This is a genomic window from Imperialibacter sp. EC-SDR9, from assembly GCF_902498805.1.
In the GTDB taxonomy this organism is placed as follows: Bacteria; Bacteroidota; Bacteroidia; order Cytophagales; family Cyclobacteriaceae; genus Imperialibacter.
Map to the genome: position 1 here is coordinate 142077 of NZ_LR701586.1, position 26600 is coordinate 168676.

22 protein-coding genes are annotated in these 26600 nt (G+C 46.5%); 15 read left to right on the top strand and 7 right to left on the bottom strand.

Annotated features, from left to right (window positions below):
• Positions 1–2 precede the first annotated feature (2 nt).
• From moaC to GC130_RS15095, 4 genes are all read left to right on the top strand, one after another.
• Positions 3–491: a cyclic pyranopterin monophosphate synthase MoaC gene (gene moaC / locus GC130_RS15080; protein WP_151999164.1), complete on the top strand. Its 489-nt coding sequence runs from the start codon at positions 3–5 to the stop codon at positions 489–491.
• A complete protein-coding gene (locus GC130_RS15085; RefSeq protein WP_151999165.1) occupies positions 457–1629 on the top strand; it encodes an NTP transferase domain-containing protein in 1173 nt (390 codons plus the stop codon). The genes moaC and GC130_RS15085 overlap by 35 nt, the downstream gene beginning before the upstream one ends.
• Before the next feature lie 136 nt (positions 1630–1765).
• Complete coding sequence (locus GC130_RS15090) at positions 1766–2308, top strand: YceI family protein (RefSeq protein WP_151999166.1); 543 nt, start codon at positions 1766–1768, stop codon at positions 2306–2308.
• Between the two features lie 188 nt (positions 2309–2496).
• A complete protein-coding gene (locus tag GC130_RS15095) occupies positions 2497–3051 on the top strand; it encodes a fasciclin domain-containing protein (RefSeq protein WP_201568632.1) in 555 nt (184 codons plus the stop codon).
• Between the two features lies 1 nt (position 3052).
• Here GC130_RS15095 and GC130_RS15100 read toward each other — a convergent pair whose 3' ends face one another.
• Positions 3053–3454, bottom strand: coding sequence for a TerB family tellurite resistance protein (locus tag GC130_RS15100; RefSeq protein ID WP_151999168.1), 402 nt, complete (start codon positions 3452–3454; stop codon positions 3053–3055).
• Between the two features lie 436 nt (positions 3455–3890).
• On the opposite strand from GC130_RS15100, the gene GC130_RS15105 reads away from it, so the two are divergent.
• The 8 genes from GC130_RS15105 (at position 3891) to aroF (ending at position 11793) form a co-directional block, all read left to right on the top strand.
• Positions 3891–5294, top strand: coding sequence for an anthranilate synthase component I family protein (locus GC130_RS15105; protein WP_226940500.1), 1404 nt, complete (start codon positions 3891–3893; stop codon positions 5292–5294).
• Positions 5291–5866 carry an aminodeoxychorismate/anthranilate synthase component II gene (locus GC130_RS15110; protein ID WP_151999170.1) on the top strand — a complete coding sequence of 192 codons (576 nt, stop codon included), beginning with the start codon at positions 5291–5293 and terminating at the stop codon, positions 5864–5866. The genes GC130_RS15105 and GC130_RS15110 overlap by 4 nt, the downstream gene beginning before the upstream one ends.
• Before the next feature lie 4 nt (positions 5867–5870).
• Positions 5871–6884 (top strand): anthranilate phosphoribosyltransferase, encoded by a 1014-nt coding sequence (trpD, locus tag GC130_RS15115; RefSeq protein ID WP_151999171.1) that lies wholly within the window; start codon positions 5871–5873, stop codon positions 6882–6884.
• 11 nt (positions 6885–6895) lie between these two features.
• Positions 6896–7714 carry an indole-3-glycerol phosphate synthase TrpC gene (trpC, locus tag GC130_RS15120; RefSeq protein ID WP_151999172.1) on the top strand — a complete coding sequence of 273 codons (819 nt, stop codon included), beginning with the start codon at positions 6896–6898 and terminating at the stop codon, positions 7712–7714.
• A 5-nt stretch (positions 7715–7719) separates the two neighbouring features.
• Positions 7720–8376 carry a phosphoribosylanthranilate isomerase gene (locus GC130_RS15125; RefSeq protein WP_226940502.1) on the top strand — a complete coding sequence of 219 codons (657 nt, stop codon included), beginning with the start codon at positions 7720–7722 and terminating at the stop codon, positions 8374–8376.
• Complete coding sequence (trpB, locus tag GC130_RS15130; RefSeq protein WP_151999173.1) at positions 8376–9572, top strand: tryptophan synthase subunit beta; 1197 nt, start codon at positions 8376–8378, stop codon at positions 9570–9572. The genes GC130_RS15125 and trpB overlap by 1 nt, the downstream gene beginning before the upstream one ends.
• Before the next feature lie 213 nt (positions 9573–9785).
• Positions 9786–10580, top strand: coding sequence for a tryptophan synthase subunit alpha (gene trpA, locus GC130_RS15135; protein WP_151999174.1), 795 nt, complete (start codon positions 9786–9788; stop codon positions 10578–10580).
• Between the two features lie 190 nt (positions 10581–10770).
• The gene (aroF, locus tag GC130_RS15140; RefSeq protein ID WP_151999175.1) at positions 10771–11793 is read left to right on the top strand and encodes a 3-deoxy-7-phosphoheptulonate synthase; all 1023 of its coding nucleotides are present in this window, start codon (positions 10771–10773) and stop codon (positions 11791–11793) included.
• Positions 11794–11973: 180 nt separating this feature from the next.
• On the opposite strand, the gene GC130_RS15145 is transcribed toward aroF, so the two are convergent.
• Positions 11974–14475 carry a phosphocholine-specific phospholipase C gene (locus GC130_RS15145; protein WP_151999176.1) on the bottom strand — a complete coding sequence of 834 codons (2502 nt, stop codon included), beginning with the start codon at positions 14473–14475 and terminating at the stop codon, positions 11974–11976.
• A gap of 263 nt (positions 14476–14738) precedes the next feature.
• Between GC130_RS15145 and GC130_RS15150 the strand changes: the two genes are divergently transcribed.
• On the top strand, positions 14739–17870 hold the full coding sequence (locus GC130_RS15150; protein ID WP_226940503.1) for a hypothetical protein: 3132 nt from the start codon (positions 14739–14741) through the stop codon (positions 17868–17870).
• Between the two features lie 127 nt (positions 17871–17997).
• Here the strand turns inward: GC130_RS15150 and GC130_RS15155 are convergent, their stop codons facing one another.
• Both GC130_RS15155 and GC130_RS15160 read right to left on the bottom strand, forming a co-directional pair.
• On the bottom strand, positions 17998–18459 hold the full coding sequence (locus GC130_RS15155) for an RES family NAD+ phosphorylase (protein ID WP_151999177.1): 462 nt from the start codon (positions 18457–18459) through the stop codon (positions 17998–18000).
• A complete protein-coding gene (locus tag GC130_RS15160) occupies positions 18459–18950 on the bottom strand; it encodes an antitoxin Xre/MbcA/ParS toxin-binding domain-containing protein (RefSeq protein ID WP_151999178.1) in 492 nt (163 codons plus the stop codon). Before GC130_RS15160 ends, GC130_RS15155 begins: the two co-directional genes overlap by 1 nt.
• Positions 18951–19194: 244 nt before the next feature.
• Between GC130_RS15160 and GC130_RS15165 the strand changes: the two genes are divergently transcribed.
• Both GC130_RS15165 and GC130_RS15170 read left to right on the top strand, forming a co-directional pair.
• Positions 19195–21591, top strand: a complete 2397-nt coding sequence (locus GC130_RS15165; protein WP_151999179.1) for a GH92 family glycosyl hydrolase — start codon at positions 19195–19197, stop codon at positions 21589–21591.
• 250 nt (positions 21592–21841) lie between these two features.
• A complete protein-coding gene (locus GC130_RS15170; protein WP_151999180.1) occupies positions 21842–22870 on the top strand; it encodes a sialidase family protein in 1029 nt (342 codons plus the stop codon).
• A gap of 200 nt (positions 22871–23070) precedes the next feature.
• Here GC130_RS15170 and GC130_RS15175 read toward each other — a convergent pair whose 3' ends face one another.
• The 3 genes from GC130_RS15175 to GC130_RS15185 form a co-directional block, all read right to left on the bottom strand.
• A complete protein-coding gene (locus GC130_RS15175) occupies positions 23071–23667 on the bottom strand; it encodes a hypothetical protein (protein WP_151999181.1) in 597 nt (198 codons plus the stop codon).
• 306 nt (positions 23668–23973) lie between these two features.
• Positions 23974–25131, bottom strand: a complete 1158-nt coding sequence (locus tag GC130_RS15180) for a hypothetical protein (protein WP_151999182.1) — start codon at positions 25129–25131, stop codon at positions 23974–23976.
• Between the two features lie 273 nt (positions 25132–25404).
• Positions 25405–26409: a hypothetical protein gene (locus GC130_RS15185; protein ID WP_151999183.1), complete on the bottom strand. Its 1005-nt coding sequence runs from the start codon at positions 26407–26409 to the stop codon at positions 25405–25407.
• Positions 26410–26600: the final 191 nt, after the last annotated feature.

Below are 26600 nucleotides of genomic sequence, written 5' to 3' on the forward strand. Positions count from 1 at the left end.
AAATGAACATTAAAGAAAAGGAACTTAGCCATGTAAACAAAGAGGGTCAGGCTGCCATGGTGGATGTGGGCGAAAAGAAGGAGACTCGAAGAATGGCTTCGGCAAGAGCCATTGTTGTGCTTCCTCAAGAGGTGATGTCCTTGTTGAAAGATGGAGAGCTCTGGGGAAAAAAGGGGCCTGTGATTCAAACGGCCATCATTGCCGGTACCATGGGGGCCAAAAGGACAGGGGAACTCATACCCATGTGTCATCCGTTAGGTCTGGAGAGTTGTTCATTTGATACCGAATGGAAGGGCAATGAGCTCACCATTCAGTGCACTACGAAGATTGAGAGTAAGACAGGTGTTGAAATGGAGGCTTTAACCGGGGCGTCGGTGGCAGCACTAACGATTTACGATATGTGCAAGGCTCTTTCGCACGACATTGTCATTAAAGAAATCAAACTACTGGAGAAGCGTGGAGGAAAAAGCGATTTCAAAAGAGAAGCATAGCAAACATGCCAAGTTGGCCAAGCCAATGGGCGGCAGCTATCACCGCCAGGAATGGGCCATATTGGGAACCCCTTGCGGAGAAATCAGGAAGCTGGTTGGTGGCTTATGCGCTGTGTTGGGTGAGAAATGGAAGCTGGTCTATCTTGATGAAGACCATAAGGCCTCAGAAGAAGAGTATAACAGCTCAATGCTGAGCGGGCATGCATTTCTGGAGGCAACCAATAAGATCAACTATTTTCGGTTCGACCACGCAACAGCCCCCTCATCCTTTGAAGCAAAAGCTATTTTCAATCCACTTGATGCTGTTTTCATCAATGGAAACCACTTTGCGGCCTCCAGACAAATTGTGGTGATAGATCCACGAAAGGATGTTGTGAAGAAGATAGACCGGCTGACCAATATTTCCCTTGTGCTGATGACGGAAGGGCAAACACAGATCCCGGAGGAGGTGCAGTCCCGAATGAATCCAGGCACGCCGGTTATTTCAATTGCCGACACGCAAAGGATTATTAACTGGATGGCTTCGCAGCTCGAGCTTTCTGTTGCACCCGTCAAGGGACTTGTGCTGGCTGGTGGCAAAAGCCAGCGAATGGAGACTGACAAGGGGCTTATTTTCTACCATGGAAAGCCACAAAGAGAGTATATGTATGATTTGTTGAGTGCGGCAGGCATTCAGCCTCACCTCTCTATCAGAACCGATCAGACTTACTCTGTCTCTGAGGAAGCAAATACAGTTATGGATCGTTTTTTAGGCCTTGGGCCATATGGAGCCATTTTATCGGCATTGATGAGCGACCCGAATGCGGCCTGGCTTACTGTGGCTTGCGATTTGCCACTTTTGGGTAAGGAACACATCGATCTATTGCTACAGTACCGAAACCCTTCAAAGGTAGCAACGGCTTTTTATAACCCCGAGACCGACTTCCCTGAGCCTCTTATCACCATTTGGGAGCCAAAGGCTTATCAGGTGCTGCTCAACTATCTATCACAAGGCTATTCCTGTCCAAGAAAGGTATTGATCAATTCAGATATTGAGTTGGTGAATGTGGCAGACCACGCATTTATGATGAATGCCAATACCCCAGACGAGAAGGACAAAGCACTGAACCTGATTGCCGTCTCAGCCAAATTCAACTGAGCTGATTAAAATGGCTTTTCTGGCTATTTAAGGCACTTCCTCAACTAAAAGGAATTTTTTTTCTCTCAAAGTGAAACAATTTTAATCAATTGTATGTATATACATATAAGTACAAACATTTAAATTAATACATACAATGGAAACACAAACTCTGACCCAATGGAACCTTGATACTATGCACTCTGAACTTCAGTTCAAGGTGAAGCACCTGGTTATTTCAACAGTGACCGGTTCATTCAAAAACTTCAATGTGGAGGTAGCCACAGAAGGCGACGATTTTTCAACAGCACAAATAAAGCTGACTGCCGATGTGAGCACAATTGATACCGGCAATGAGCAAAGAGACGGACACCTCAAAAGCGACGACTTTTTTAATGCTGAGAAATTCCCTGCGTTGACTTTCGAAAGCACTGGCATCAAAAAAGTTGATGAGGAAAACTTTATTCTTTCAGGAAACCTTACAATCCGTGACATTACCAAGCCAGTAGACTTGAATGTGGTGCTCGGAGGTATAGCTGTTGACCCTTATGGCAACACTAAAGCTGGTTTTGAGGTGGAAGGGAAAGTGAACAGAAAGGAATTTGACCTTAAGTGGAATGGCGTTACCGAAGCTGGTAGCGTTGTGGTAGCCGATGTTGTTAAAATCCTGGGAAATATTCAGGTAGCAAAGGCTCAGTAAGCATATTTCAACCAATCGTAGGCGAAAGTCTCTCATTAGTGAGAGACTTTTTTGTTGATTTTTACAGCGAAAGGTACTCTTTTATCGAACTGGCTGGCTTTCTTTTCCCCCAGCTAATGCCTACATTCAAATTTGAGTTAGTTATTACATAAGTGAATCGCCTGGTAAAAATTGTACTTATTTTCCTGATGGGAATAGTCCTGCTATTCCAGAGTGCTTGCCGTGACCAAGAATCACCCAAGGAAATGGGCAACCTTTGGCAGGCAATAGAAGAGGCGAAAGAGCTTAGCATTTTCGAGAACGCTATTGTTGTGGCTGGTCTCCAGCCACTTTTTGAGGAGCAAGGGCCATACACTGTTTTCGCTCCCACCAATGAGGCGATGTTGACCTTCTTTGAAGAATTTGGCTTTACAGAAGGTCTCGCCAACTTAAGCCCTCAGGATTTACAGATAGTGGTACTGTATCATGTAGTCGATGACCGTTTGTTCCTGAAGAATTTCGGCGAAGAGCTTGGCTATCCGACGTTATTTAATGGCTTTGAGGCTTTTATAGCACGATTGAATAGTGATGTGTCGATCAATGGTGTTTCAAATGTCATTGCTGGCGATTTTGAAGCTTCAAACGGCGTTCTTCATATAGTTGATCACACCTTTTTTATTAAAGCTTCCGATGGTTCTATAGGCATACCTGGTGCCGATGGCGGGGGTGTGGGAGGAAATAACCCTAATCGCAGGGGCCCTTAGGTTATTTCTTGATCAGGTATTTCTGAGCCAGTTGCCTCAGGAACTTTTTGCTTGTGCTGATTTCCGGGTCTGCATAAGTAAACTGTGATAGTTCGGCAATTACACCAGGCAAATACCCAAGTTTAAGCGCTATTTTTTCACAAAACTCGATTTCGCTGGTGAAGACTTTGCCATCTACCTTCATTAACTGCACAATGTTCAGAAGGTAGTCGAGCCTGTCATCTTCATCAACGCCATCCAGTGTAGGCATTGGCTTTGGGTGATCAATCAGCGTTTCTATCTGATCCTTTGACAAGCCATTGAGCGCACCTATGTAATGAATCAGTTTTGACTCAGACGGGGCTACGTATTTATCTACCCTCGATAAATGAACCAAAACGCTTAGTTGATCAACAACATCCATAAAGCAAAGTTAAAAGTATCTGTACTCAGGCCAAAATGATAAAAAAGTAAAGCTATTTGGTTAGGTTGGATCAAATTAAAATTACAACTAATTCTTGATTTTCTACCTTTTTGCCTGCAAAAAAATGCAAACGGCAAAACCTCATTGGATGGCGAGTGATGCTCAACACTCATTTCGGCAAAAAGAGTGAAAACTCATGCAAATAGCTTTCTTCATTGCTCAGTCACAAGAAAGATTTCTTTAAAAAATTCCCTGATGTCTTGCGGCGTAATTCTTCGGCTGCTACATTAGCGTCCGTTATGACAAAAGCAAGCACTCATATGATCTGGTGGTGGCACAATTCGACATTCGAATCGTGAACCGGTAGATTTTATGATCTTGAAAAAAGGGCCTGTTCACGCAGGCCCTTTTTTGTTGCACCATGAACCAAATTTTTATGTATCACATCAGGCAAACATCCAAAAAATTGCTGGCAGATACCCACACTCCAGTGAGTATTTACCTCAGACTGAGAGACAAGTATCCGAATAGTTTTCTGCTTGAAAGTTCTGATTATCATGGACAGGAAAACAGTATGTCATTTATCTGCTGTCAACCAATGGCCTCCATGACGCTAAGAGGCAGGGAATTTTCATCCGAATTTCCCGACAACAGCGTGGAGAACCATTCGTTAGGCGACGCTGGCAAGCTTACCGAATTGATGAGTGCCTTCATGGGCAAGTTTGACATTAAAGAGGAGGCTGGTGTCAAGTTCTCTGTGGCAGGTCTGTTTGGCTACCTGGCCTACGATGCTGTACAACGGTTCGAGGATATTAAGTTCGACACATCCAAAAAAGATCAATTCCATATTCCTGATATGCATTATTCGCTTTTCAGGTATGTGATTGCGATCGACCATTTCAAGAATGACTTGTTTATCGTCGAAAATCAAATCGACGGTCAGACATCCAGCATCGATGAAATGGTGAGCCTGATCACTAGTCGCAATGTGCCTACTTTTCATTTTAGCATAAAGAACGGCGAGGAGTCAAACTTTACAGATGCGGAATTTTTGGAGATTGTAAAGAAAGGAATTCAGCATTGCCAGGTAGGCGATGTGTTTCAGATAGTGCTTTCCCGCAGGTTTCAGTCTTCCTTCGAAGGCGATGAATTTCAGGTGTACAGAGCGTTGCGCTCCATTAACCCATCTCCCTATCTCTTCTATTTTGACTACGGTAATTTCAAAATTTTCGGCTCCTCGCCTGAGGCGCAGATAGTGATAAAAAACGGTGAAGCCACTATTTACCCTATAGCGGGCACTTTCCGAAGAACAGGCAATGACCAGTCGGATGCGGAGCTGGCCAAGAAGCTTTATGAAGACCCTAAAGAGGACTCAGAGCATGTGATGTTGGTGGATTTGGCAAGGAACGATCTGAGCAAAAGCAGTGATGCCGTGAAGGTGGAAACCTACAAGGAGATTCAGTACTATTCGCATGTGATTCACCTGGTTTCGAAGGTGTCGGGTAAGTTGAAAAAAGGTACTTCTCCACTGGAAATGGTGGGCAGCACTTTTCCTGCAGGCACCTTGTCGGGCGCACCAAAACACATGGCCATGCAGTTGATTGATAAGTACGAGGCGGTTAAAAGAGGCTACTATGGTGGGGCCATCGGCTACCTTGGCCTGAATGGTGATTTCAATCACGCCATTATGATAAGGTCGTTTCTTGCGCAGAACAATACGCTGTTCTACCAGGCCGGAGCAGGCATTGTGGCTAAATCGAACCCCGAAAGTGAAGTGCAGGAGGTGTATAATAAATTGGCGGCTTTAAAATCGGCGCTTGAGCTGGCGCAGGAAATATGAAGATTCTTGTATTAGATAATTACGATTCATTCACCTATAACCTGGTTCACATACTAGTGGAACTTGGGTATAGCGACGCTACCGATGTGTTCAGAAATGACAAAATTAGCCTGGAAGAGGCAGGGAAATACGATAAGATACTGCTATCGCCTGGCCCTGGCCTGCCAAAGGATGCTGGAATTATGCCGGAGCTTTTGAAGAAATACTCGCCAACGAAAAGCATTCTGGGCGTTTGTTTGGGGCACCAAGCTATTGGTGAAGCCTTCGGAGGGGAGCTGTTCAACATGCCGGTTGTGCTGCACGGGGTAGCCAACGACACCATCAGAACCGACGTAAAGGACGCACTTTTCGAGGGGTTGCCTGATAGTTTTAGGGTGTGCAGGTATCATTCGTGGTCAGTGGTGGCTAATAACCTCCCGGCGGACTTGCTGGTGACGTCAAAAGATGCAGAAGGAAATATTATGTCGATGCGGCACAAACAGTATAGCGTAAGAGGTGTGCAGTTTCACCCTGAGTCTATTCTGACCGAGCATGGCAAACAAATGATTAATAACTGGGTAACAAAATGTTAGTGCAATGAAGGAAGTACTGAACGAACTATTCGAGTATAAATCGCTGACAAAGGAGCGGGCCAGGGAAATACTAGTGAACCTTGCTAAGGGGGAATACAACCCATCGCAAATGGCTGCTTTTCTCACAGTCTTTATGATGCGGTCGATTACCGTAGAAGAACTTGAGGGGTTCCGTGATGCCATGCTGGATTTATGCGTTGCGCTCGACCTTAAAAAATACGACGCCATTGACCTGTGCGGAACAGGCGGCGATGGCAAAGACACTTTTAATATTTCTACCCTGGCATCTTTTGTGGTGGCTGGGGCCGGACAAAATGTGGCCAAGCATGGTAACAATGGTGTTTCGTCCATTTGCGGCTCGTCGAACCTGCTGGCCTATTTTGGCTACGAATTCACTAACGACAAGGACAAGATTGAGAAGAGTATTGCCGAAAGTGGCATCTGTTTTTTGCATGCTCCCCTCTTTCATCCGGCCATGAAGAACATAGCGCCTATCAGGAAGGAGCTGGGCGTGAAAACCTTCTTCAACATGCTCGGCCCCATGGTAAATCCGGCTTTTCCCGACAAGCAGCTTGTCGGTGTTTTTAGCCTGGAATTAGCCCGGCTTTACGGCTACCTCTACCAGCGGTCGGGTAAGGAGTTTGTCATCCTTCATTCTCTGGATGGATACGACGAAGTGTCGCTCACCGGAGGGTTTAAAATGATTACCAATCAGGGCGAGAAAGTGCTGTACCCGGGAGACCTGGGTTTGTCGACCGTGAAGGCAATTGAACTAAAGGGTGGCGAGACAATTGAAGAGTCGGCGGCTATCTTTTTGAAAGTGATCAAAGGGGAGGGAACCAGGGCCCAGACAGAGGCCGTTTTGGCCAATGCCGGGCTGGCACTTTACGTAGGTAAGCAGCTAAGTTCTGTGAAGGAGGGAGTGCAAATGGCCAAAGAATCTCTTGAATCTGGCAGGGCTTTCCAAACATTCAGAAACTTAGTTGGCGATTCAAAGATATCTGTAAGTATTTCATAATTTTGTAAGCAATGGAGAATATCCTGGATAAGATTCTTGCCGTAAAAAAGCAGGAAGTAGAGCGACGGAAAGAGCTGTTTCCAGCTAAATTACTGGAAGAGAGCATCTACTTTCCTTCGCCCACTGTGTCGATGAAAAAGTACCTGCTCCGATCCGATAAGTCTGGCATCATTGCCGAAATCAAAAGAAAGTCCCCTTCGAAAGGAGTCATCAATCCCAACGTCTCGGTGGAGCGCATTTCCATAGGGTATATGCAAGCTGGCGCAAGTGGGCTTTCCATCCTTACTGACAGTGAGTTCTTCGGAGGTAAAAATGAGGACCTGACCACCGCCAGAAACTTCAACTTTTGCCCCATTCTCCGCAAGGACTTTATTATCGACGAATATCAAATCATTGAAGCTAAATCAATTGGCGCTGATGTGATACTGCTGATAGCTGCTGCCTTGCCACCAAAACGACTGAAAGGCCTGGCGCAGTTTGCCAAGTCGCTAGGCCTCGAAGTGCTGATGGAGGTGCACAACGAAGAAGAGTTATTGAACAATATCCATCCCGAACTAGATATAGTAGGGGTGAACAATCGTGATCTGAAGCGCTTCGTGACGGATATCAATATCAGCAAGGAGCTAGTGGCAAAAATTCCTGAGGATTATGTGAAGATTTCGGAGAGCGGCATAAGTGATCCAGCCGTTATGCTCGAATTAAAAGAATGCGGCTTTGAAGGATTCCTGATCGGTGAGCAATTTATGAAAGAAAGCAGGCCTGAGGTGGGTGCGAAGCATTTTATTGAGCGCTTTCATTTTCTGGAGAAAACCAAAACCCAAACGGTTTAATACATATGGCTAACCAACGTCTGCATTTGAAAGTGTGCGGGATGAAATTTCCTGACAACATCAAGAGGTTGAAAGAAGTGGAACCTGACTTCATGGGGATGATTTTTTTCTCAAAATCTCCCCGGTTCGTTGGTAGCGAATTGTTGTTTACCGGCACAAGCATATTTCCTCCGGGTGCAAAAAAGGTAGGCGTGTTTGTGAATGCTCCTCTTTGGGATATTGTGAAAGTGGTGGAGGAATACAAGCTGGAGTATGTGCAGCTTCACGGCGAAGAATTTCCGCAGTATTGTGTCGAGCTGAGGAAAAAAGGAATGAAGGTGATCAAGGCCTTTCAGGTAAGCAATTCCTTCGATTTTAAGAAAGTGGAGGCGTTTGAGGGGTGTATCGACTATGCTCTGTTTGACACCAAAACGCCGAACTACGGAGGGTCGGGCGAGAAATTTGACTGGACTCTGCTCAATTCCTACAAGCTAAGCATTCCCTTTTTTCTGAGCGGAGGTATTAGCCTGGAGGATATAGATGAGATAGAGCAGCTGGACTTGCCCAAGCTGTTCGGTATTGACGTAAACAGCAGGTTTGAAGTTTCACCCGGATTGAAAGACATCGATAAGCTGCTGGCATTGAAGAAGAGAATGGGAAAAATGAAAAAGGAGACAATCTGATGGAACAAACAATATCCAAATATGCAGTGGATGAGCAGGGATACTATGGAAAGTTTGGAGGTGCCTTCATTCCTGAGATGCTCTATCCAAATGTAGAGGAGCTTAAGGAAAAATACCTGGACATTATTTATGCCCCGGAATTTCAGGAAGCCTTTCACGGGCTTTTGAAAGACTATGTAGGAAGACCAACACCGCTTTACTTTGCCAGCCGCTTGTCTGAAAAGCATGGTGCAAAAATATACCTGAAAAGAGAAGACCTGTGTCATACTGGTGCCCATAAAGTGAATAATACTGTTGGGCAGATCTTGCTCGCTCAGCGGTTGGGTAAGAAAAAGATCATTGCGGAAACTGGTGCCGGTCAGCATGGAGTGGCCACTGCTACCGTCTGTGCGCTCATGGGCATGGAGTGCATTGTGTACATGGGTGAAGTGGACATGGCCAGGCAACGGCCGAATGTAGAGCGAATGCGAATTTTGGGAGCGGAAGTGCGTCCGGCAAAATCGGGCAGCCGTACGTTGAAAGATGCCACCAACGAGGCGATGCGCCACTGGATCAATAATCCGAACGAAACGCACTACATCATTGGAAGCGTGGTTGGCCCGCATCCTTATCCCGACATGGTAGCTCGTTTTCAGTCGGTGATCAGTGAGGAAATGCGGGAGCAGCTTTTGCTCAAAGAAGGAACCGAAACCCCCGACTACGTCGTTGCTTGTGTAGGTGGCGGAAGCAATGCGGCTGGTGCGTTCTATCACTTTTTGGATGAGCCGGAAGTACAACTGGTGGCAGTGGAAGCGGCAGGACATGGAGTTGACTCTGGTAAATCAGCTGCCACTACGGCGCTGGGAAGAGACGGCGTCTTACATGGCAGTCGCACAATACTGATGCAAACTGAAGACGGGCAGGTGGTGGAGCCCCATTCTATTTCCGCCGGACTGGACTACCCGGGCATTGGCCCCTTGCATGCGCATTTGTTCGACAGCAAGCGGGGGATTTTCCTGAATGCTACGGACGAGGAGGCCATGGTAGCTGGTGTTGAGCTGAGCCGCCTCGAAGGTATTATTCCCGCTATCGAATCGGCCCATGCCATTGCCGCTTTGGGGAAATTGACATTCAAGCCATATGATGTTGTGGTGCTTAATCTTTCCGGCCGTGGCGACAAAGACCTGGAGACTTATATTAAGTGGGGAGGGTATTAAGGAGACGGAAGCTGGAAGACCGGAGGTTGAAGACAAAAGACCGGAGGCGAAAGGTAGGAAGCTTGCCCGACTACTGGCGGGACGAAAGTAGGCGTCGGTACGGCTGCGCTAGGAAATAGGGAAGGCAGCCGCCTGAAGACCAAAGTAGAGAGCTTTGCGCCTCTGCGCCTTTGCTAGCAACCTGAAAGTGATAATTAATGAAACGAAAATGACATGAGTGAAATAATAGAAGCAAATAGAATAGATACCCTTTTTACCGAAAGGGCAGATCACATATTGTCGATGTATTTTACTGCGGGTTATCCGAACCTTGGCGACACAAGAAAAATTATGAAGGCCCTGCAGGACGGTGGTGCCGATGTGATTGAGGTAGGCATTCCCTTTTCAGATCCCGTGGCCGATGGGCCCACCATCCAAAAAAGCAACCAGCAGGCTCTTGAGAATGGCATGAACATGAAGCTGCTGTTCGATCAGTTGGAGGGCATGCGTTCTGAAATCGATATCCCTGTTTTATTGATGGGCTACTTCAATCCTGTGATGCAATACGGGCTGGAAAAGTTCTGCGCCAAATGCCAGGAGATTGGCATCGATGGGCTGATTTTACCTGACCTGCCCGTGTATGAATACAGAAAGTTCTACAAGGAGATCTTCACCAAATATGGTCTCCACAATATTTACCTCATCACGCCTCAGACGTCTGAGGAAAGAATCAAAGAAATAGACGACCATACCGAAGGCTTTATTTACATGGTTTCTTCTGCCAGCACCACTGGTGCCAAAGGGGCCGTGAGTGAGGTGCAGGAGGCGTATTTTGCCCGGATTCAGATGCTCAGGTTGAAGAATCCACGGTTGATTGGATTTGGTATCTCGAACAACGAAACGTTTGAAAGAGCCTGCCGGTATGCCAGTGGTGCCATTATTGGTAGCGCCTTCATTGACCTGCTGGAGAAGTCGGACAATATGGAGGCCGACATCAAACAGTTTGTGAAAGGCATAAAAGGAAATTGACGGCTTGGCTGGTTAAGACATTTTGAAAACGGCTAAAAATCCTTTGTTTCACCCCAACCCTGAAGGGAGCCAAAGGATTTTTAGCACTAAACTCGGCCACTTGGTGGCTATTGATAGACGCCCTCAACTTCTGGCTACTCTATGCACTTTTTATGTCGATAACAAATAAGAACTATTAAAAACACCCGTTATGATTATCCAACTCGATCCGGCTATTTCGGAAGAAGCGAAGTCGAAGATTACCGATACCCTCGGTCAATTGAAATTCAAAGGCACAGAGGTAAAAACCCAGATGGGCGACTATTTGGTGTGTATAGGCAAAACCAATGTGGATATCAGGCAGCTCGGCTTTCTGCCAGGCATAATCGACATCCACAAGGTGTCGGACGACTACAAGCTGGTGTCGAAAAAGTGGAAGGTGAAGTCAACCACTATCGATTTGGGTGACGGCGTGGTCATTGGAGAAGGAAGCTTTTCTATCATGGCTGGCCCTTGCAGCATAGAAGGAGAGGAGAACGTCAGGGAGACTATCAAACACCTGAAAGAGAACGGCGTGAACATCATGAGGGGTGGCGTTTTCAAGCCGAGGAGCTCGCCATATTCATTCCGTGGCATGGGGATCGATGGACTTAAGATGTGGTATACCATCGCCAGAGAGGAAGGCATCAAGATCGTAACTGAGGTCATGCAGGTGTCGCAGATTGAAGAGATGTATCCTTACGTGGACGTGTTTCAGGTAGGCGCCAGAAACACCCAGAACTTCAACTTGCTTGACGAATTGGGTAAAGTGGATAAGGCCGTAATGATCAAAAGGGGAATTTCAGGAACAATAGAAGAACTTTTATATTCTGCTGAATATGTTTTTTCAGGGGGAAACGAGAAGTTGATCCTTTGTGAAAGAGGCATTCGAACTTACGAAAAAGCCAGCCGTAACACGCTTGACTTGAATGCAGTGCCCATTTTGAAGGATAAGACACATTTGCCTGTAGTGGTGGATCCTTCGCATGGCATTGGTATCCGTGACTATGTCGACAGCATGTCGCTGGCAGCGGTAATGGCCGGTGCCGACGGTGTGATCTTCGAAATACATCCTTTGCCCGAAAAAGCAGCCAGCGATGGGCAGCAAACGTTGGACTTCCAGCAATCGGCAGCGCTGATCAGGAAGATGAAAAAGACCTATGCGCTAAGGGAAGAGTTTGATATGGCGGGGTAAAAATAAGGGTCTTTGAGTTGCTTTACTGCCTCCAAATGCTCGTCATTTCGAGGGAGGAAAGATCGAGAAATCCCCAAGGCCTGGCTGTAGGTCTGGGGGATTTCTCCGTTACACTACGAAATGACGATGCCCTGCCAGGCGATAGCTGTAGCTGATTGCCGTCGTGAGCTTTAGTTTTTTTTAAACCCTTCCCATATAAGGATCCGATATGCTGTCCGCTCCGGTTTCGAGCCTCCCGGCAAAGCGTACTTTCAGGCTGGGGTCGTTCGGGTTTGTCACAGAAAAGTCGTACCAGCCCTTGCTCGATGCAGTATTAAGCGTCAGGCTTTCCAAACCATCAGTTTTTAGCTTTAGCTCTTTTTCCATGTGCTGGTATTTGTCATCTCTCAGCTCCAGTTTCAAAGCACCTTTGCTTCTGTTGATGATGGAAACTTTCAGCCTGCCATTGACTTTTCCTCCAGTCATTTCCGGGATACAAGTTACGTCTACGCCATTCCCTTCATTGCCAACAAACTCCCTGAAAAAACCGTTTGGGCCGTACACTCTCAGGTGGTATTGTCCATTCTCGAAGTCATCCAGTGGCCACTGGTACTCGATTTCGTCGCCAGCTTTAACAGCAAAGGCCCATGTTTTAACCGGTTCAAAAGCATTTGCTGCCGGGTTGCGATACTTGCCGGGAGCATACACATTGAATGGTGCACCCAGAGAGCTTTCACCAAAAAGGCCCTTTCCAGCCTTGAAGCGAATGCGGAAATGCCTGCTGTCGTGGGTCAAATTGCCTGTTACATGCAATTCGTAATTCAGGGCACTGGAAGGCTTGGTGCCAGGCTCCTGTTTTGGGAGCTGTGTCGTCAACATCCTGGTATCTGCTTTGAGGGGTTTGAAGTTGTTGGGCAAGCCCTTGAAGCTGGCATTGTAGATTTCCTGAATATGCCTATCCCTGTCAAGCGAGGCTGGCATGTCAACCTGCTCGCCATTGTAAGGTCTGAACACCGAGGTAAGGTCACCGCTGATGGCCCTTCGCCACGAGCTGATATTCGGCTCTTCGATTTTCTTGCCGGTCTTTTTGGAAAGGAATTTTTCCATGAACATGATGGTAGACGTGATATCACACACTTCTGAATTCACCCATCCACCCCGAGACCATGGTGAGGCCACAATAAGTGGCACACGGTAACCCAAACCTACCGGACTGGTCCTTGCCTCCTTCTCGTCAAAGCCAGCTTTTATTTCTTCATCTACGGTCACATACTCGCCATCGGCTTTTAAGTCATCTGAGATTTTGCCATCATTTGGATCGGCTGGATTGGGGGCCACAAAGGGAGGGATGTGATCGAAATAACCGTCGTTTTCGTCGTAGTTGAGGATGAAAATTGTCTTTTTCCACACCTCCGGATTTTCAGTCAGGATGTCCATTACCTCAGACACATACCAGGCTCCATACCATGGAGCACTAGGGTGGTCGGAGAATTTCTGAGGCGCTGCCAGCCAGGAAACGGTAGGCAGCTTGCCTTCTTTTACATCTTTTCGGAACTGATACAGAATGTCTCCTTTGGGCACTTGTGTCGAGCGTTCCACGCCATTGTCGGAGTAGGTCATGTCTTCTACCTTGTGGTACTCGGGGTCACCAATATTGGTCGTGAAGGCCTTGTTGTGCAGGTTTTTCTGTCGCTCGGAAAGCATTTCGAAAGCTTCAGGACTCCATTGCTGCAGGAGGTCATTTACCTGACCAATCCCTTTTTTTGTCGCCTCAATTTGCTCCTGTAGTTTGGCTATATCTGCGCCAGGGGTGTTCAGTTGTTTTTCCAATGATGCAAGCTCACCGGGCAGTTCTTTTTCTTTGGTCTTCAGGAATTCTTGAAAGCCTTTGCTATAACGCACGCCATACTGCGTAAACCACTCCAGGTTATTGTCGGTGAAGTTGGCCAGCAGCGAGTCGTCTTCTACATTAGTGGGGAGACTGATTTCATTTTGGTATACTTTCCATGAAATGCCGTTGTCCTCCAGTCGCTCAGGGAAAGTTGTCCAGCTCGCCTCTCTATCATAAGTCACTTCCCCATTCCTCACTTTAGCCTTGTCGCCTGGCTCGCCGTGTGTTTTACCTGTCCAGTGGTAGCTGCGGTTGGTGGTGGTGCCGGTAAGGGCGGCGCAGAAGTGTTGGTCGCAGACGGTAAAGGCATCGGCCAGAGAATAATAGAAAGGAATGTCCTCCCGGGTATAGTAACCCATGGTAAGGGGGATGTGCTTGTAGTCTTTGTTGCCGGGTCGTTTGGCTTCTATCCAGCCATCGTACTTGCCATCGTTGCGGGCGTCGACCTGGTCTTCCCAGGAGTGAGGCACGCCACCTATCCAGGTAGCTTTGGTGTCTTTCATGTCCAGCCGGAATGGAGCGAATCTGTTGCCTGCCGCATCAGGCTGAAACCAAACGGGGTTTTTATCAGGCAGCGAAATAGCGAGTGGGTCGTTGAAGCCACGTACCCCTTTAAGCATGCCAAAGCAATGGTCGAACGAGCGGTTTTCCTGCATGAGCAGCACCACATGCTCGGCATCGTAAAAAGTAGTGCCGGGATCAGGTGAAATAGCCAAAGCCTTTTCAATCGAAATGGGCAGTGTGCTCCAAACGCTGGTGCCACCAGCCAGCAGGGCCGCTTTTTTAAGGAATTCTCTTCTCGAATCGCTCATAAATATTGTTTTCAAACAGGTTAGACCAGCGTAAACAGGCTCCGGGTGCAATAATATCGACCGGGCTTGCCAAATGGATTGGCTCAGCCATTATGTGTTCTTTAATAACATACGAATATGTTAACATAAAGGAAATACCCCAAATGGTTTTGTGGGCAGATGTCGGAAGTATGGCCGAAGGTTGGTTGTTTTCTCCATCCATCCTTTTGCCGGTTGAGTTATCGGTGTTTGGTTAATACCTTTCCTTCGTTAAACATACAGGTATGATTTCTGAAAAGCACATCAAATACGTTCTCATTTTTGCCATGAGTATTGCTACCCTGTCCGGCAGTCTCGCACAAAAATTCCCCTCCGACAAGTTTCAAAATCTCAAAATAAGGAATGTCGGTCCTGCCAACATGAGTGGTCGGATCACCGCCATTGCTGCTGTGACCGATACGCCGACAAAGATCATTTACGTAGGCGCTGCTTCAGGGGGCGTGTGGAAATCAGAGAATGGCGGCAGCGCCTGGGAAAGTATTTTTGACGACGCTCCAACAGTGAACATCGGCGCTATTGCAGTGCAGCAGAGCAACCCCAGTGTGGTATGGGTGGGTACTGGTGAGGGCAACCCCCGCAACTCCATGAACCTGGGTTTGGGCCTGTTCAAGTCGTTGGATGCCGGTAAAACATGGAAAAGGGTAGGGCTGGAAAGCTCCAAAACGATTCATAGGATTATCATTGATCCGAGTGACGGCAACACGGTATACGTAGGTGTGATGGGCGATCCGTTTACGCCACATACCGAACGGGGCTTGTACAAGACAACAGACGGTGGCCTTACCTGGAAGAAAATCCTTTATACCAACGACAAGTCTGGTGTAGCCGATCTGGTGATGGGTCCAGCTAACCCAAACAAGCTGCTTGCTGCCATGTATGAGCATCGGCGCACGCCCTACAGCTTCACGTCAGGTGGTCCAGGGTCTGGACTGTATATGACCTACGATGGAGGAGAAACCTGGAAAAAGCTCGGAGAAAAAGAAGGACTACCAGCCGGAGAGCTGGGCAGAATAGGATTGGCCATTGCCCCGAGTAACCCGGATCGGATTTATGCTAAGGTGGAGGCTACCAAAAATGCACTTTACCGTAGCGACGACGGCGGCTTGTCATGGAAGATGATCAACGATAATCCCCGGTTTACCAACAACAGGCCGTTCTACTTTCAGGAGCTGGCTGTGGACACCAAAGACCCCAACAGACTTTACAACATCTACCAGCCTCTGCATGTGAGCTACGACGGCGGTGTGTCTTTCGATCCGGTGCCGATGATCCCCGCTGACGAGACCAAGGGCATCCACGCCGACTTCCATGCCTTTTGGGTAGACCCCAACGATCCCACTTTCTTTATCATTGGTGGCGATGGAGGCATTGGCATCACCCACGACCATGGCAAAGCCTGGTATTTCCCTGAAACAATCCCCGTGGCACAGTTTTACCACATCAATGTGGATGAAGATATGCCCTACAATGTGTACGGCGGCATGCAGGACAACGGCAACTGGTCAGGCCCTGGTTATGTGTGGAAGCGGGGTGGCATCCGCACGCTCTACTGGCAGTACCTGGTGGGGGGTGACGGCTTTATTATCCAACCCGATTCGGTGGACTCACGGTTTGGTTATGGTACTTCCCAAAATGGGGAGCTTTATCGCTATGACAAGCTGACGGGCTATTACCAGCACATTCAACCCAAGGCACCGAACATGAACACCCGCCTGCGTTACAACTGGAACGCTGGTTTTGCGCAGGATCCAAACAACAACGAGGTGGCCTACCACGGCAGCCAGTTTGTGCACAAAACCACCGACAAGGGAAAAACCTGGACGATCATTTCGCCTGACCTCACCACCAATAACCCCGATCACCAAAAGCAGGACTACGGCGGGCTGACCATCGATGCTTCCGGGGCGGAGATTTACAATTCGATCATAAGTCTGGCCGTGAGCTACCTTGACAAAAACGTTATTTGGGCGGGGTCCGACGACGGACTGGTACACCTGACCAGGGACGGAGGCAAAACCTGGACGAATGTCACTACCAATATCAAAGGCCTTCCAAAACAGGCTTGGCTTGCTCAGATGCAAACATCGCCCCACAAAGCAGGTGAAGTGTGGCTGGTGGCCAACAATTATCGCCAGGGTGATTATGCACCCTACTTGTTTCGCACGCAGGACTACGGGAAAACCTGGGTACGTATGGCTGACGCCAGTCAGGTAAAAGGGTATGCGTTGTCGGTGATGCCCGACAGCAAAGAGCCAAAGCTTGTGTTCCTGGGGACTGAAAATGGCCTTTGGATCAGTATAGATGAGGGCAAAAACTGGGAGCAATTCAGAAACGGCTTCCCTTCTGTATCTACAATGGATATGACGATACAGCAACGGGAATCGGCGCTGATTGTTGGAACCTTTGGCCGTGCCATTTGGGTGCTGGATGACCTGCTGTCGCTGCGTGAATTAGCCAAAGGCAAGCTGGATCAGCAGCCGCTGACTGCTTTGCCAGTCAACAACGCCGTGCAGGTAAAAGGCTTGTTCATCAATCCTCCCGGCAATATCTGGACAGGCTTTTATACTACGTTCGAGGGAGCCAATAAGCCGTTTCAGAAAGTGGAAATTCCGTTTTTTGTCAAAGACAACAACGCAGGTGACAAAGCCCTGGCTGAGGTGTACAATGCCGGCAACCAGCTGATCCAAACATTGAGCACTGACAGCGTGGTGGCTGGGCTCAACTACATTACCTGGAAGCTTGACGAGCAAATGGCCCGCCTGCCGGGTGCGTGGGTAGGTGAGGACTCACGGGATATTCCTGTGCTGCCCGGCGACTACAGCATCAAGATCAAATATGGCGACAACAGTGCTGAAACAACTGTGAAGGTGATTCCCGACCCACGGTTCGAGTACGACGAGGAGGTGGACAGGGCCGTTTACACACTGAGCAAGCGACTCAATATGTCTACAGAAAAGCTTTCCAGTGCCATGGCCAGGTTGCAAGCAAGCGACAAAACCATCGAGCATGTGCTAACCCAGGCGAAAGCGGTCGCAGCCAAAGAAGTTGTGACGGCTTCCGAAGCCATGCAGCAAAAAATCAAAGCGCTTAACGACATGGCCCGTGCCCCTCGCCCCGACAAGCAGGTGGGTGCCTGGCAGTCGTTTGCCGTAACGGCGACGTCTAAGATGAGTGATGCTGCTCAGGCGCTGAGAGGGCGTTTGTTCGTGCCCACCGCTCAGGATGTGAAGGTAATTGAGCAGACAGAGCAGCTTGTTGCAGAGTTTGTGAAGACATTGGACAGCTTTTACATGACCGAATGGCCTGCCTTCAAAAAGCAGGTGGAGGAAGCGGAGCTGAGCTGGTTTAGGGAGTGATGCCAGGGGATATACAGTTGTAAGCTGTAGGGGGACAAAAGTTCTTGTGTATCGAGTTTTCAAGATGCCTGACTGCGATACCCAATGTCATCTCCTTGGCTGCGAAGCCGTTGTGTAGTTTTAGTATTTACGGACGAAACAACCTTTCATCAAAAGGGAATTTTTCCTGAGCGGTTATTTTAATTTTTGAGAATTCAGCGTGGGATGGATTTATAAGGATGTTGTGATCACCCCTTGTTACGACAGAAGGAATTTTCAGTAGGCAGTGCTTATTCGCATTCACGAAATCATCGCCATATTTCTGGGTATTTTTATTATGAGGAAATTGATTCCACCTTGAAGGAAGGTCTTTGACTTGTAAAGTTATTATTGAGGTGTTATCTGGAATAAATATGGTGAGCATATAGTAATCGTCCGGAATTGTTGCCAATGAAAAGTGGACGGCCACTTCGGCCATTGCCAAAGATCTATTACTGGCAGTATAAATTATTTCGGTACCAATACTATTCCATCTGGCTCCTTTGATTGCTGCTCCTTTTCCTGACAGGTCTGAAATGTATTTTAGCCTGGATAGTCTGAATACTTCCATTAGACAAGAATGCCGTGATCAATCCTTGTTAATTCCGCCAAAACCAAATCTTTGCCATAAGAATCTCGCAAAAGCTCAATTGGCTTCAAATTACCCAAAGAATAATTTTCCGTAGTCAACCAGCGTTTTAGTTTTTCCAAGTCACCAAATACTTCAACGCCAGTATCGAGCACCTCTGCCATCCCAAATATTTTCTCGGTATACAAGGGTTTGAACCTGGTTTTTTCGGCTTTGTAACGTTGTAAAGACTTATAAGAGATGTTCAAAAACCCAGACCAATCATGTAGGGAAAATGGGCTTTGACTCTGAATTAAATTGAAAATAGAATAGGGTAGGCCACTTCTTATAGCGAAAACCAGAAAAATTTTGCTTTTCAGAAAATCGCTATAATCTATTTCGTTTGGGATACTAATGTGTTCATATGCCGCAGTATCTTTAAGAAAAGACGTGAGTTCTTTGGATAGCTGCTTTTCAATGTTTGCTACTTCCATGGCTAGGACATTTGTCTGTAAAAATATCTTATTTGTCCTAATAACGAAAAAATTGTTTGATTAGTTTGTAAGGAAGTGCCACCTTCTCGTTTCTTAACCTTCCCGGGCGGGCAGCCGTTTCTCCCGACAGCTCCCGAGACTCAAACAAAGACGATAGAACTGCCCATTCCTTTCAACCGTTTCGGCATTGATCATTCTAAATACTATTTTAGTCGGCTACTCACGATTTTTAAATTTTAGCACGATGCCCTTACGATTTTCGACCTCTCTTTTGCGTTTCAAACTCGTCCTGATTTTGACGGTATTCGTCTATCATGTTGCCTTCGCTCAAAGTTCCGGGCAAGCCCTGACAAGCCACGTTAATCCTTTTTTGGGAACGGACTTTTTCGGGCACACTTTTCCCGGCCCGGCCCTTCCCTATGGAATGGTTCATTTGAGTCCGGATGTGGGAACCGACGGATGGACGTATTGTGCCGGCTATATCTATCAATCCACTTCGATTATTGGATTCAGCCATACCCATTGGAGTGGTGTGGGCATGGTGAATGGCGGTGAAGTGATGCTTATGCCCACAGTGGGCAATATGCTACAGGTAGTGCCAGGCACAGCGGAAAACCCGGACAGCGGCTACCGATCCCGCTATTCACACCAAGAGGAGGAGGCATCGCCAGGTTATTATTCCGTCATGCTCAAAGACTACGATGTGAAGGTGGAACTGACCACCACCCAGCGTGTCGGGCTGCATCGCTATACATTCCCTAAAGCAGCAAACTCCAGTGTGATACTGGATCTGGGCCATCAAATAGGAAGTGCGTATGGCGAGCAGAATTCGGAGTTGAGCATAGTGAACAACAACCGGATTGAAGGTGTGAAGGCGACTGAGCAGGGCAAGTTGTATTTTGTTGCTGAATTCAGTAAGCCATTTCTATACTACGGCACCTTCGATGCCAACTATGTGACGCCTGAGTCGGGCGCCAGTATTTTTCCTTATAAAAGTGGGGAAGCCGGTAAGAAAATAGGAGCCTTTGTGCAGTTTGAAACCGAACAGAAGGAACAAATCCTTGTTAAAGTGGGCATTTCCTATGTCGATGTAGCAGGAGCACGGAAGAACCTGGAAGCTGAAATCCCCGATTGGGATTTTGAAAAGGTAAGAAAGGCGGCCAGCCAGGTTTGGGAAAAGGAGCTTTCCGCCATTCAAATTGACGGAGCGTCCGACAATCAAAAGCAGATTTTCTATTCCGCTCTCTATCGCTCGTTCTTGTCGCAATACATCTCCCAGGACGCAGATGGCAGGTACCGTGGATCGGACGGGAAGATCCACGTTGCCAAAGGCTTCGATTTTTATGGTTCCTTTTCATGTTGGGACACCTATCGTTCACAGCATCCATTGTTAACCCTAACTGCACCGGAGCACGTCAATGATTTTATCCGGTCGATTGAAGCCAAAGTAGACAACTTTGGGTGGCTGCCCGCCCAGCATTTTCAGGGTGTTTTCAAGGAGTCGATGGTGGGCGACCACCTGATTCCGGTGATTGTGGATGCGTATATGAAAGGCTACCGTGACTACGACATCAAAAAGCTGTACGCTGCCATGCGCACCAAGGCGTTGCAAAACCCTCAGCCTCCCGTTCCTGAATATATGGGAAGAGCAGGCTTGGGCTACTATCTGGAGCTGGGCTACACACCCGTCGACCGGGTGACCGAATCGGTGCCCAATACTATGGAGCTTGCCTACGACGATTGGTGCATTGCACAGCTGGCGCAAGCGCTGGGAAAACAGTATGACTACAAGCTGTTTATGAAACGAGCCGGTAACTATGCCGGGCTATGGGACAAGGAAACGCAGTTTATGCGCCCCAGAAAAGCGGACGGCACATGGCTGGAGGCGCTTGGCAACCGTGAACAGGAAATTGAGCAATATGAGGATCACCATTACTACAAGTATTTTGACCCATTGCTGGTGGGGCGTCGCCCTAACCGCCATTATACAGAATCGAATGCATGGCAATATATTTGGTCGGTGCAGCATGATCCTCAGGGATTGATCGACCTCTTTGGCGGCAATAAAGCGTTTACCAAAAAGCTGGATACGTTTTTCGAGATGAGCCCGCTGATTACGCCTCCCAAATACGTGGGAGTGGTGGGCACCATAGGCCAGTATGTGCATGGCAACCAACCCTCGCACCATGTGGCCTATTTGTACAATTATGCAGGCCAACCCTGGAAAGCCCAGGAGCGGGTGCGGCAGATATGCGAAGAGTTGTATCGCCCTGGCCCGGGTGGCTTGTGCGGCAACGAAGACATGGGCTCATTGTCATCCTGGTATGTGCTTAGCTCCCTGGGCATTTATGCTGTCACGCCCGGCTCGCCCAATTATGTGATTGGCAGTCCGTTGTTTGGGGAGGCCACCCTTCAGGTGGCGGGAAGTAAAACCTTTACCATCAAAGCGCTCAACAATTCTACAGACAATAAGTACATTCAGTCGGCCTCGTTAAATGGTGCTGCCTTCAACCGCACCTGGATTACCCAGGATGAAATCACAGCGGGCGGTGAGCTTACCTTCCAGATGGGGCCAACACCCAATGAGAAATGGGGTACGGGACGAGGCGCAGCGCCTCCTTCGATGTCGGTAGGGAATTGAAGTCAGAAGGGTAAATTTCAAAGGGCCGACTATAGTAGTAGGCATGTGGCGATACAATCGCCTGACTCATCATGTCCTCCCGGGCGGGCCGCCGTTTCCGCTAGCACTCAAACGAGGACGATAGGGGCTTTGTCCTCATCTTTTTACGTATCATTTACAATCATTTTACAAATGAAATGGCTGCACACGGCAGTCTTGCCTGTAGTTTTGAGTTATCATTTTCATTAAAACCAAATTCGCTATGCCTTTCATGCATCTACCCCTTTTGTATTTTCTGCTTCATTTCTTTGCAGGCAATCAGGCTTCAGAACCATCACCTGAAACAAAGATGGTTGAACCAACTAAAGAGGCCGAAGCCACCAATATCATTCTCCAATCAAAAGATGGCGGGCAGACCTGGCAAGATATTAGCCACGGCTTGCCTGAACTGGAAGAGCGTATGGGTTTTTTTGCCGGTGAGTCAGAGATGTATTTAATTGCCAACGGTGCATTGTATAGCAGCAAGAGTCATCTTAAAACGCCTGTTTGGGAAAAGGAGAATGTTCCTGAGCTAAAAAGTACTTCCATTACTTTCAATCAATCTGGAGTGATGGCCTTCAGTAATGATGGTCACATTTATCGAAAAAAGCCCATATCAGACACATGGTTGCCGATATATACAAGTCTTATAACGCATTCGGTAGCAGCTATCTTTGAAACGTCTGATGGGACGGTATTTATGGGTACAGGCAAGAGTCTTTCCAAATCTACCGACAAAGCACAAAGCTGGAAGCCAGTCCAAAAAGGCTGGGTTGATAATATTGTGGAGTCAGAAGGTGTTCTATTGGCTACTGGTCAACAGGGGATCATGCGCTCGACCGACAATGGTGACACCTGGGAATGGGTCATCAGCGAGGGGGGCGTAGGCATAGCTGTTGAACGTATCGATGGTGGATTTGCTGCGATAGCCTACAACACTCGAACTCAATCCAGAAGGATACATACTTCATTTGATGGCGGGAAAACCTGGCAAGCCATTGATGAAGGACTTCAGCCGTCGAAGAACATTTCATCTGTTAAGCAAATGGGTAACTATTTATTCGTCGGTCATCCGGATGGTATATTCCGTTCACGGGACATGGGTAAAACATGGCAGCGTGTTCATGCTGGTTTTGGCAACCCACTTTATGCTTCCCTGAAATTCGCCTTGTGGACGCCGGCCGCTCCTGTTGACAAAGTGTTTAAGCTCTATGTTTCTGGTGACGTACTGTACGCTGTGGCAGTATCTCCCGGCTGTTGAGTAACCTGCTCGTCAATTGAAATCCCGCAGTTGCTTGTGGGATTTTTGTGTTATCATGGCTGAACAAGTTTCTGGATGCGACTTAATGACTAGCTAGGTAGCGTGGGGTTGTAAGATATTCTGCTGCGTCCGTCCTCAGTCATGCAGATGATAAAAATCCACAAAGTGGCGGAGACTGCAATCCCCACTACGATTTCCTTTCAGTTGAGACCCATGGTGTCTTTAGGGGGTGTTGTAGCACTTTTATATCGTTCCAGTAGTCTTTTAGCTGCCTCGATGGCTTCGGGAACTAGTTCGTTTTGAGAAACCATCTTTTGTAATTCTGCCTGGGATTTGCCTTCAAACTTGTTTTCGAAACGTAGTACTGATGACTCAAATTTTGACTGTTTTGATTCCTCCGATTCCGGTTTAGGTGTTATGGATGCGTTGAAGGATTGAAATACTTCAGGGTTAAGAGCTAAATGGAAAATTAGAAGACTTAGAGCAGTTACTTCAAATGAAATCACTCCGATTCCAAATGAAAAAGTCTGATTGTAAAAACTAATCCATGGCGTAAAGGCCAAAAGTGTTAACACGGTGAAAATATGCTTCCAAACAGGTTTGTTCAGCAGAATTAGAGTTAATACAATTAACAGACCGAAACCGCAGAACATTACTGAGTCAGAAACGGCATAAGTTACTTCGTTACCGTCTGCGTTCACATAACCGAGTTTCAAAAGCGTTTGAACTACATGAGTTAATACCAGAATTGATGCAATTCCGAAAGGGATTAGTTTTGGTAGTTCTTTTTTCGTCATGAAGATAATTTACAAAAAACGCCTAACATGAGTGTGGGAGTTTTATGCAGCTCCGCTTCCACTTGCACTTAGCCACGGCGATGTTAAAATTAACCCTTGTGGCGGACATTCCAAGCCAGCTGACCTTTGATAACCAGTGAAGCCCACATTCATTTTTACCGCTGTGTTGTAGCTCCTTTCCTATTCTTTGATAGTTATTCAAAAGGTACAGTGTGGTGCAGAGGTCGAGCTACACATACCAAAAAAGAGAAGCTTGCCACGCTTCCTTTTTGTAGGGTAATAAGATCAATTTTAAGCTTGGAATATTTACCCCTTTAAATCCGAATAAACTAAACTAACGTCGTTTATAAGATTTTTGACGGAGACTTTCTCAATTCCTCCAGCTTTACTATATGACGGCACTATTATGTCCATTTTGTCGAATGGCGCATATTGAAAAGCTTTATACATCCTAATAATTGCGTTTCCGTAGTCCCAAAAGGCATTATTTATTTCTTGCTTTATTACTGCTTTTCTCCATCCTTCTCCAAGTTTTGTAAATATTGAGTGAAGTAACTCTTGATCATAGCTTTGACAAACATTTTGCATTTCGTCGATCAGGCTTTCCGGCAGGCTAACGAAATCGTCTGTCTTAAAGGGCTTTGATGAAAAGCTAGGGTCGATAAAACTGAATTGATTTTCTTGTTCGGTTCTTAAATCTCGATCCTGTTTTTCATTCGACTCAATTACTACATTTTTGGATGGAATTGTCCCTTTATTATAGCTTGGGATAAAATAAACTTCGAAAGGCATATCGTCTGACTTCATTAGACAAATCATTGTGACATCGCCAAAGTCAATTTGATAGTATGAATTGCTAAAGGAATCTGGATGATAGCTTACTAGTACTTTTGTTGAATCACTAACAAGCTGCATTGCAACTCTAGTTATTAGTGACCAGAGTGAGAATGTCAATTGTAAATAAATTGCTGGTCGACCCGGGATAAGGTTTTGTCCTAGAATAACCCCAAATGCTATTGTTTTGTACTGGTTTCCGGTATATCTATTTAAAGTATGTCGTATAGCTGCTACTCCCTTGTGCTTCTGTCCATTGTCAAATTCATAAATTTCCTCATCAGAATATGAAGAGACATCTTCGAGGGGGATCAGATCATCCAGGGCGTCCATTAAGCCGTCTGTAACACCAGTATCAATCGTTGCTAGGTTGTCAATCTTGTGAGAAAATCCAATCGCCCCTACAATCGATCGGTCAATTATTGCGAAGTCACTGTCACCTATTCCATTAGAATCCCATACCGGCCTACAAAAATTAATATGTGCCCTTGTAGAATTATTTCTATAGTAGCCTTTGAAGTCGTTAAATGACAAAATCATAATCTCTTTTTCTGCTAAACCGTGAGGTTTTAATTTCTTCGTCCCGTAGTTCCAGTGTCTAGGCCAGATTTTAACTCTGAAGGCTTGCAAGCTATGAGCTACAACGCCTCGGTAAAATGAGTGTGGGAGTTTTATGCAACTCCGCTTCCACTACATCTTAGCCACGCCGATGATAAAATTATAAATTGTGGCGGGCAATCCAAGCCATCTGAACTATGTTAACCGCTGAAGCCCACATTCATTTTTACCGTTGTGTTATGAGCTTTCCATTCGCAACAGTCAGAATTTTCGTAGCCCTTTTCTATTACCTTTTAAAACTGCTTGATTGGCACCTGAATGTTGCCTTTTGCGATAGTTGTTAACTTACGATTGATCGAAAAAGCCATCCTTGCCGATTGGTGACCATAAAGAAAACTGAATGGATTTATTTCTACGTTTATCCTCAGGAACGACATTCACTCTAAAATTCAGCGGTCCAGGCTTTATGTGTTTGTCAGTTAAATAGGCCATCATGTTTTCATATATCATCACAAAATCTTGAAATATATTCGGTAGAAACAATGAAAGTGATTGTCTTTGAAGCTTTACATCTTTATGATTTAACTGAATCGACGGGGAAGTTATGGAGCTATCTGGCTGTATTTGGAAATCGTGAACTGTAACAGTCTCAAGTCTATGGTCTAAACCGTTCCTCAATTGCCTATTTATTAGCATAAAATGCAGTGTTCCTTTCACAAAAAGAACTAAAGGATCGTTAGGACCATACAACTTGTTTGCTATTTCGTGAAAACGAGGAAAATGTGCTTGCTTGGTTATTTTCTGGTTTGGGTAGAAAACGGTTATCGTCTCTATCATAAATTGTTCAATATGATCTGCCTTTTGAAAAATGGTTTTACACCGAGTAGTCACATCACCTATTGATGGGATTTTAAAGGATCCTTGTTGATTGTAGTAGTCTTCGCTGACTTCTTTCTCTTTTTTTTGATAATTGTCTATTTCGGTTTGCAGTGCAATTAGTTCATGCAAAAGCTCTAGCGACAGTTCCAATATTTTTGAGACGTCTACATCGTCATTTATACATCCTTCTTTTAAGAGTCTTTTTGCAGTCAAGAATGTACGACATACCAGTTCAGATTCAGTTCCCTGTTCGATGTATAGCTTCTGAATCATCCTAGGTAGGTTGATATTGGTTCTGTCAGGGTCAATATCATCTGCCATTTGAAGCTGATAAATTGCTCGTTCCTTTATTATTATCAGTTTTTTATCATTTAGACTCAAGGTTTCAACTACGGCGCCGTCCGCTTCAGTACCAATGTTTGCTTCCCCTCCCGAGTCACGTATTTTATCTATTTCGGCTTTCTTATCCATGAGGAACTGGAAGTTTGCTGGTTATTTCGTGCATGTGATTCACGCTAGAAGATCTATAGCTCATAACGTCTGGCTAAAGTGAGTGTGGGAATTTTATGCAGTACTGCTTCCATCACCACTTAGCCACGCAGAAGATAAAATTAACTCTTGTGGCGGACATTCCAAGCCAGCAAATGATAAGTAACTACTGC

Coding starts and splice junctions, on each gene's coding strand:
- moaC (WP_151999164.1), top strand. CDS start 3: ATGAACATTAAAGAAAAGGAACTTAGCCATGTAAACAAAGAGGGTCAG.
- GC130_RS15090 (WP_151999166.1), top strand. CDS start 1,766: ATGGAAACACAAACTCTGACCCAATGGAACCTTGATACTATGCACTCT.
- GC130_RS15095 (WP_201568632.1), top strand. CDS start 2,497: ATGGGAATAGTCCTGCTATTCCAGAGTGCTTGCCGTGACCAAGAATCA.
- GC130_RS15100 (WP_151999168.1), bottom strand. CDS start 3,454: ATGGATGTTGTTGATCAACTAAGCGTTTTGGTTCATTTATCGAGGGTA.
- GC130_RS15105 (WP_226940500.1), top strand. CDS start 3,891: ATGTATCACATCAGGCAAACATCCAAAAAATTGCTGGCAGATACCCAC.
- GC130_RS15110 (WP_151999170.1), top strand. CDS start 5,291: ATGAAGATTCTTGTATTAGATAATTACGATTCATTCACCTATAACCTG.
- trpD (WP_151999171.1), top strand. CDS start 5,871: ATGAAGGAAGTACTGAACGAACTATTCGAGTATAAATCGCTGACAAAG.
- trpC (WP_151999172.1), top strand. CDS start 6,896: ATGGAGAATATCCTGGATAAGATTCTTGCCGTAAAAAAGCAGGAAGTA.
- GC130_RS15125 (WP_226940502.1), top strand. CDS start 7,720: ATGGCTAACCAACGTCTGCATTTGAAAGTGTGCGGGATGAAATTTCCT.
- trpB (WP_151999173.1), top strand. CDS start 8,376: ATGGAACAAACAATATCCAAATATGCAGTGGATGAGCAGGGATACTAT.
- trpA (WP_151999174.1), top strand. CDS start 9,786: ATGAGTGAAATAATAGAAGCAAATAGAATAGATACCCTTTTTACCGAA.
- aroF (WP_151999175.1), top strand. CDS start 10,771: ATGATTATCCAACTCGATCCGGCTATTTCGGAAGAAGCGAAGTCGAAG.
- GC130_RS15145 (WP_151999176.1), bottom strand. CDS start 14,475: ATGAGCGATTCGAGAAGAGAATTCCTTAAAAAAGCGGCCCTGCTGGCT.
- GC130_RS15150 (WP_226940503.1), top strand. CDS start 14,739: ATGATTTCTGAAAAGCACATCAAATACGTTCTCATTTTTGCCATGAGT.
- GC130_RS15155 (WP_151999177.1), bottom strand. CDS start 18,459: ATGGAAGTATTCAGACTATCCAGGCTAAAATACATTTCAGACCTGTCA.
- GC130_RS15160 (WP_151999178.1), bottom strand. CDS start 18,950: ATGGAAGTAGCAAACATTGAAAAGCAGCTATCCAAAGAACTCACGTCT.
- GC130_RS15165 (WP_151999179.1), top strand. CDS start 19,195: ATGCCCTTACGATTTTCGACCTCTCTTTTGCGTTTCAAACTCGTCCTG.
- GC130_RS15170 (WP_151999180.1), top strand. CDS start 21,842: ATGCATCTACCCCTTTTGTATTTTCTGCTTCATTTCTTTGCAGGCAAT.
- GC130_RS15175 (WP_151999181.1), bottom strand. CDS start 23,667: ATGACGAAAAAAGAACTACCAAAACTAATCCCTTTCGGAATTGCATCA.
- GC130_RS15185 (WP_151999183.1), bottom strand. CDS start 26,409: ATGGATAAGAAAGCCGAAATAGATAAAATACGTGACTCGGGAGGGGAA.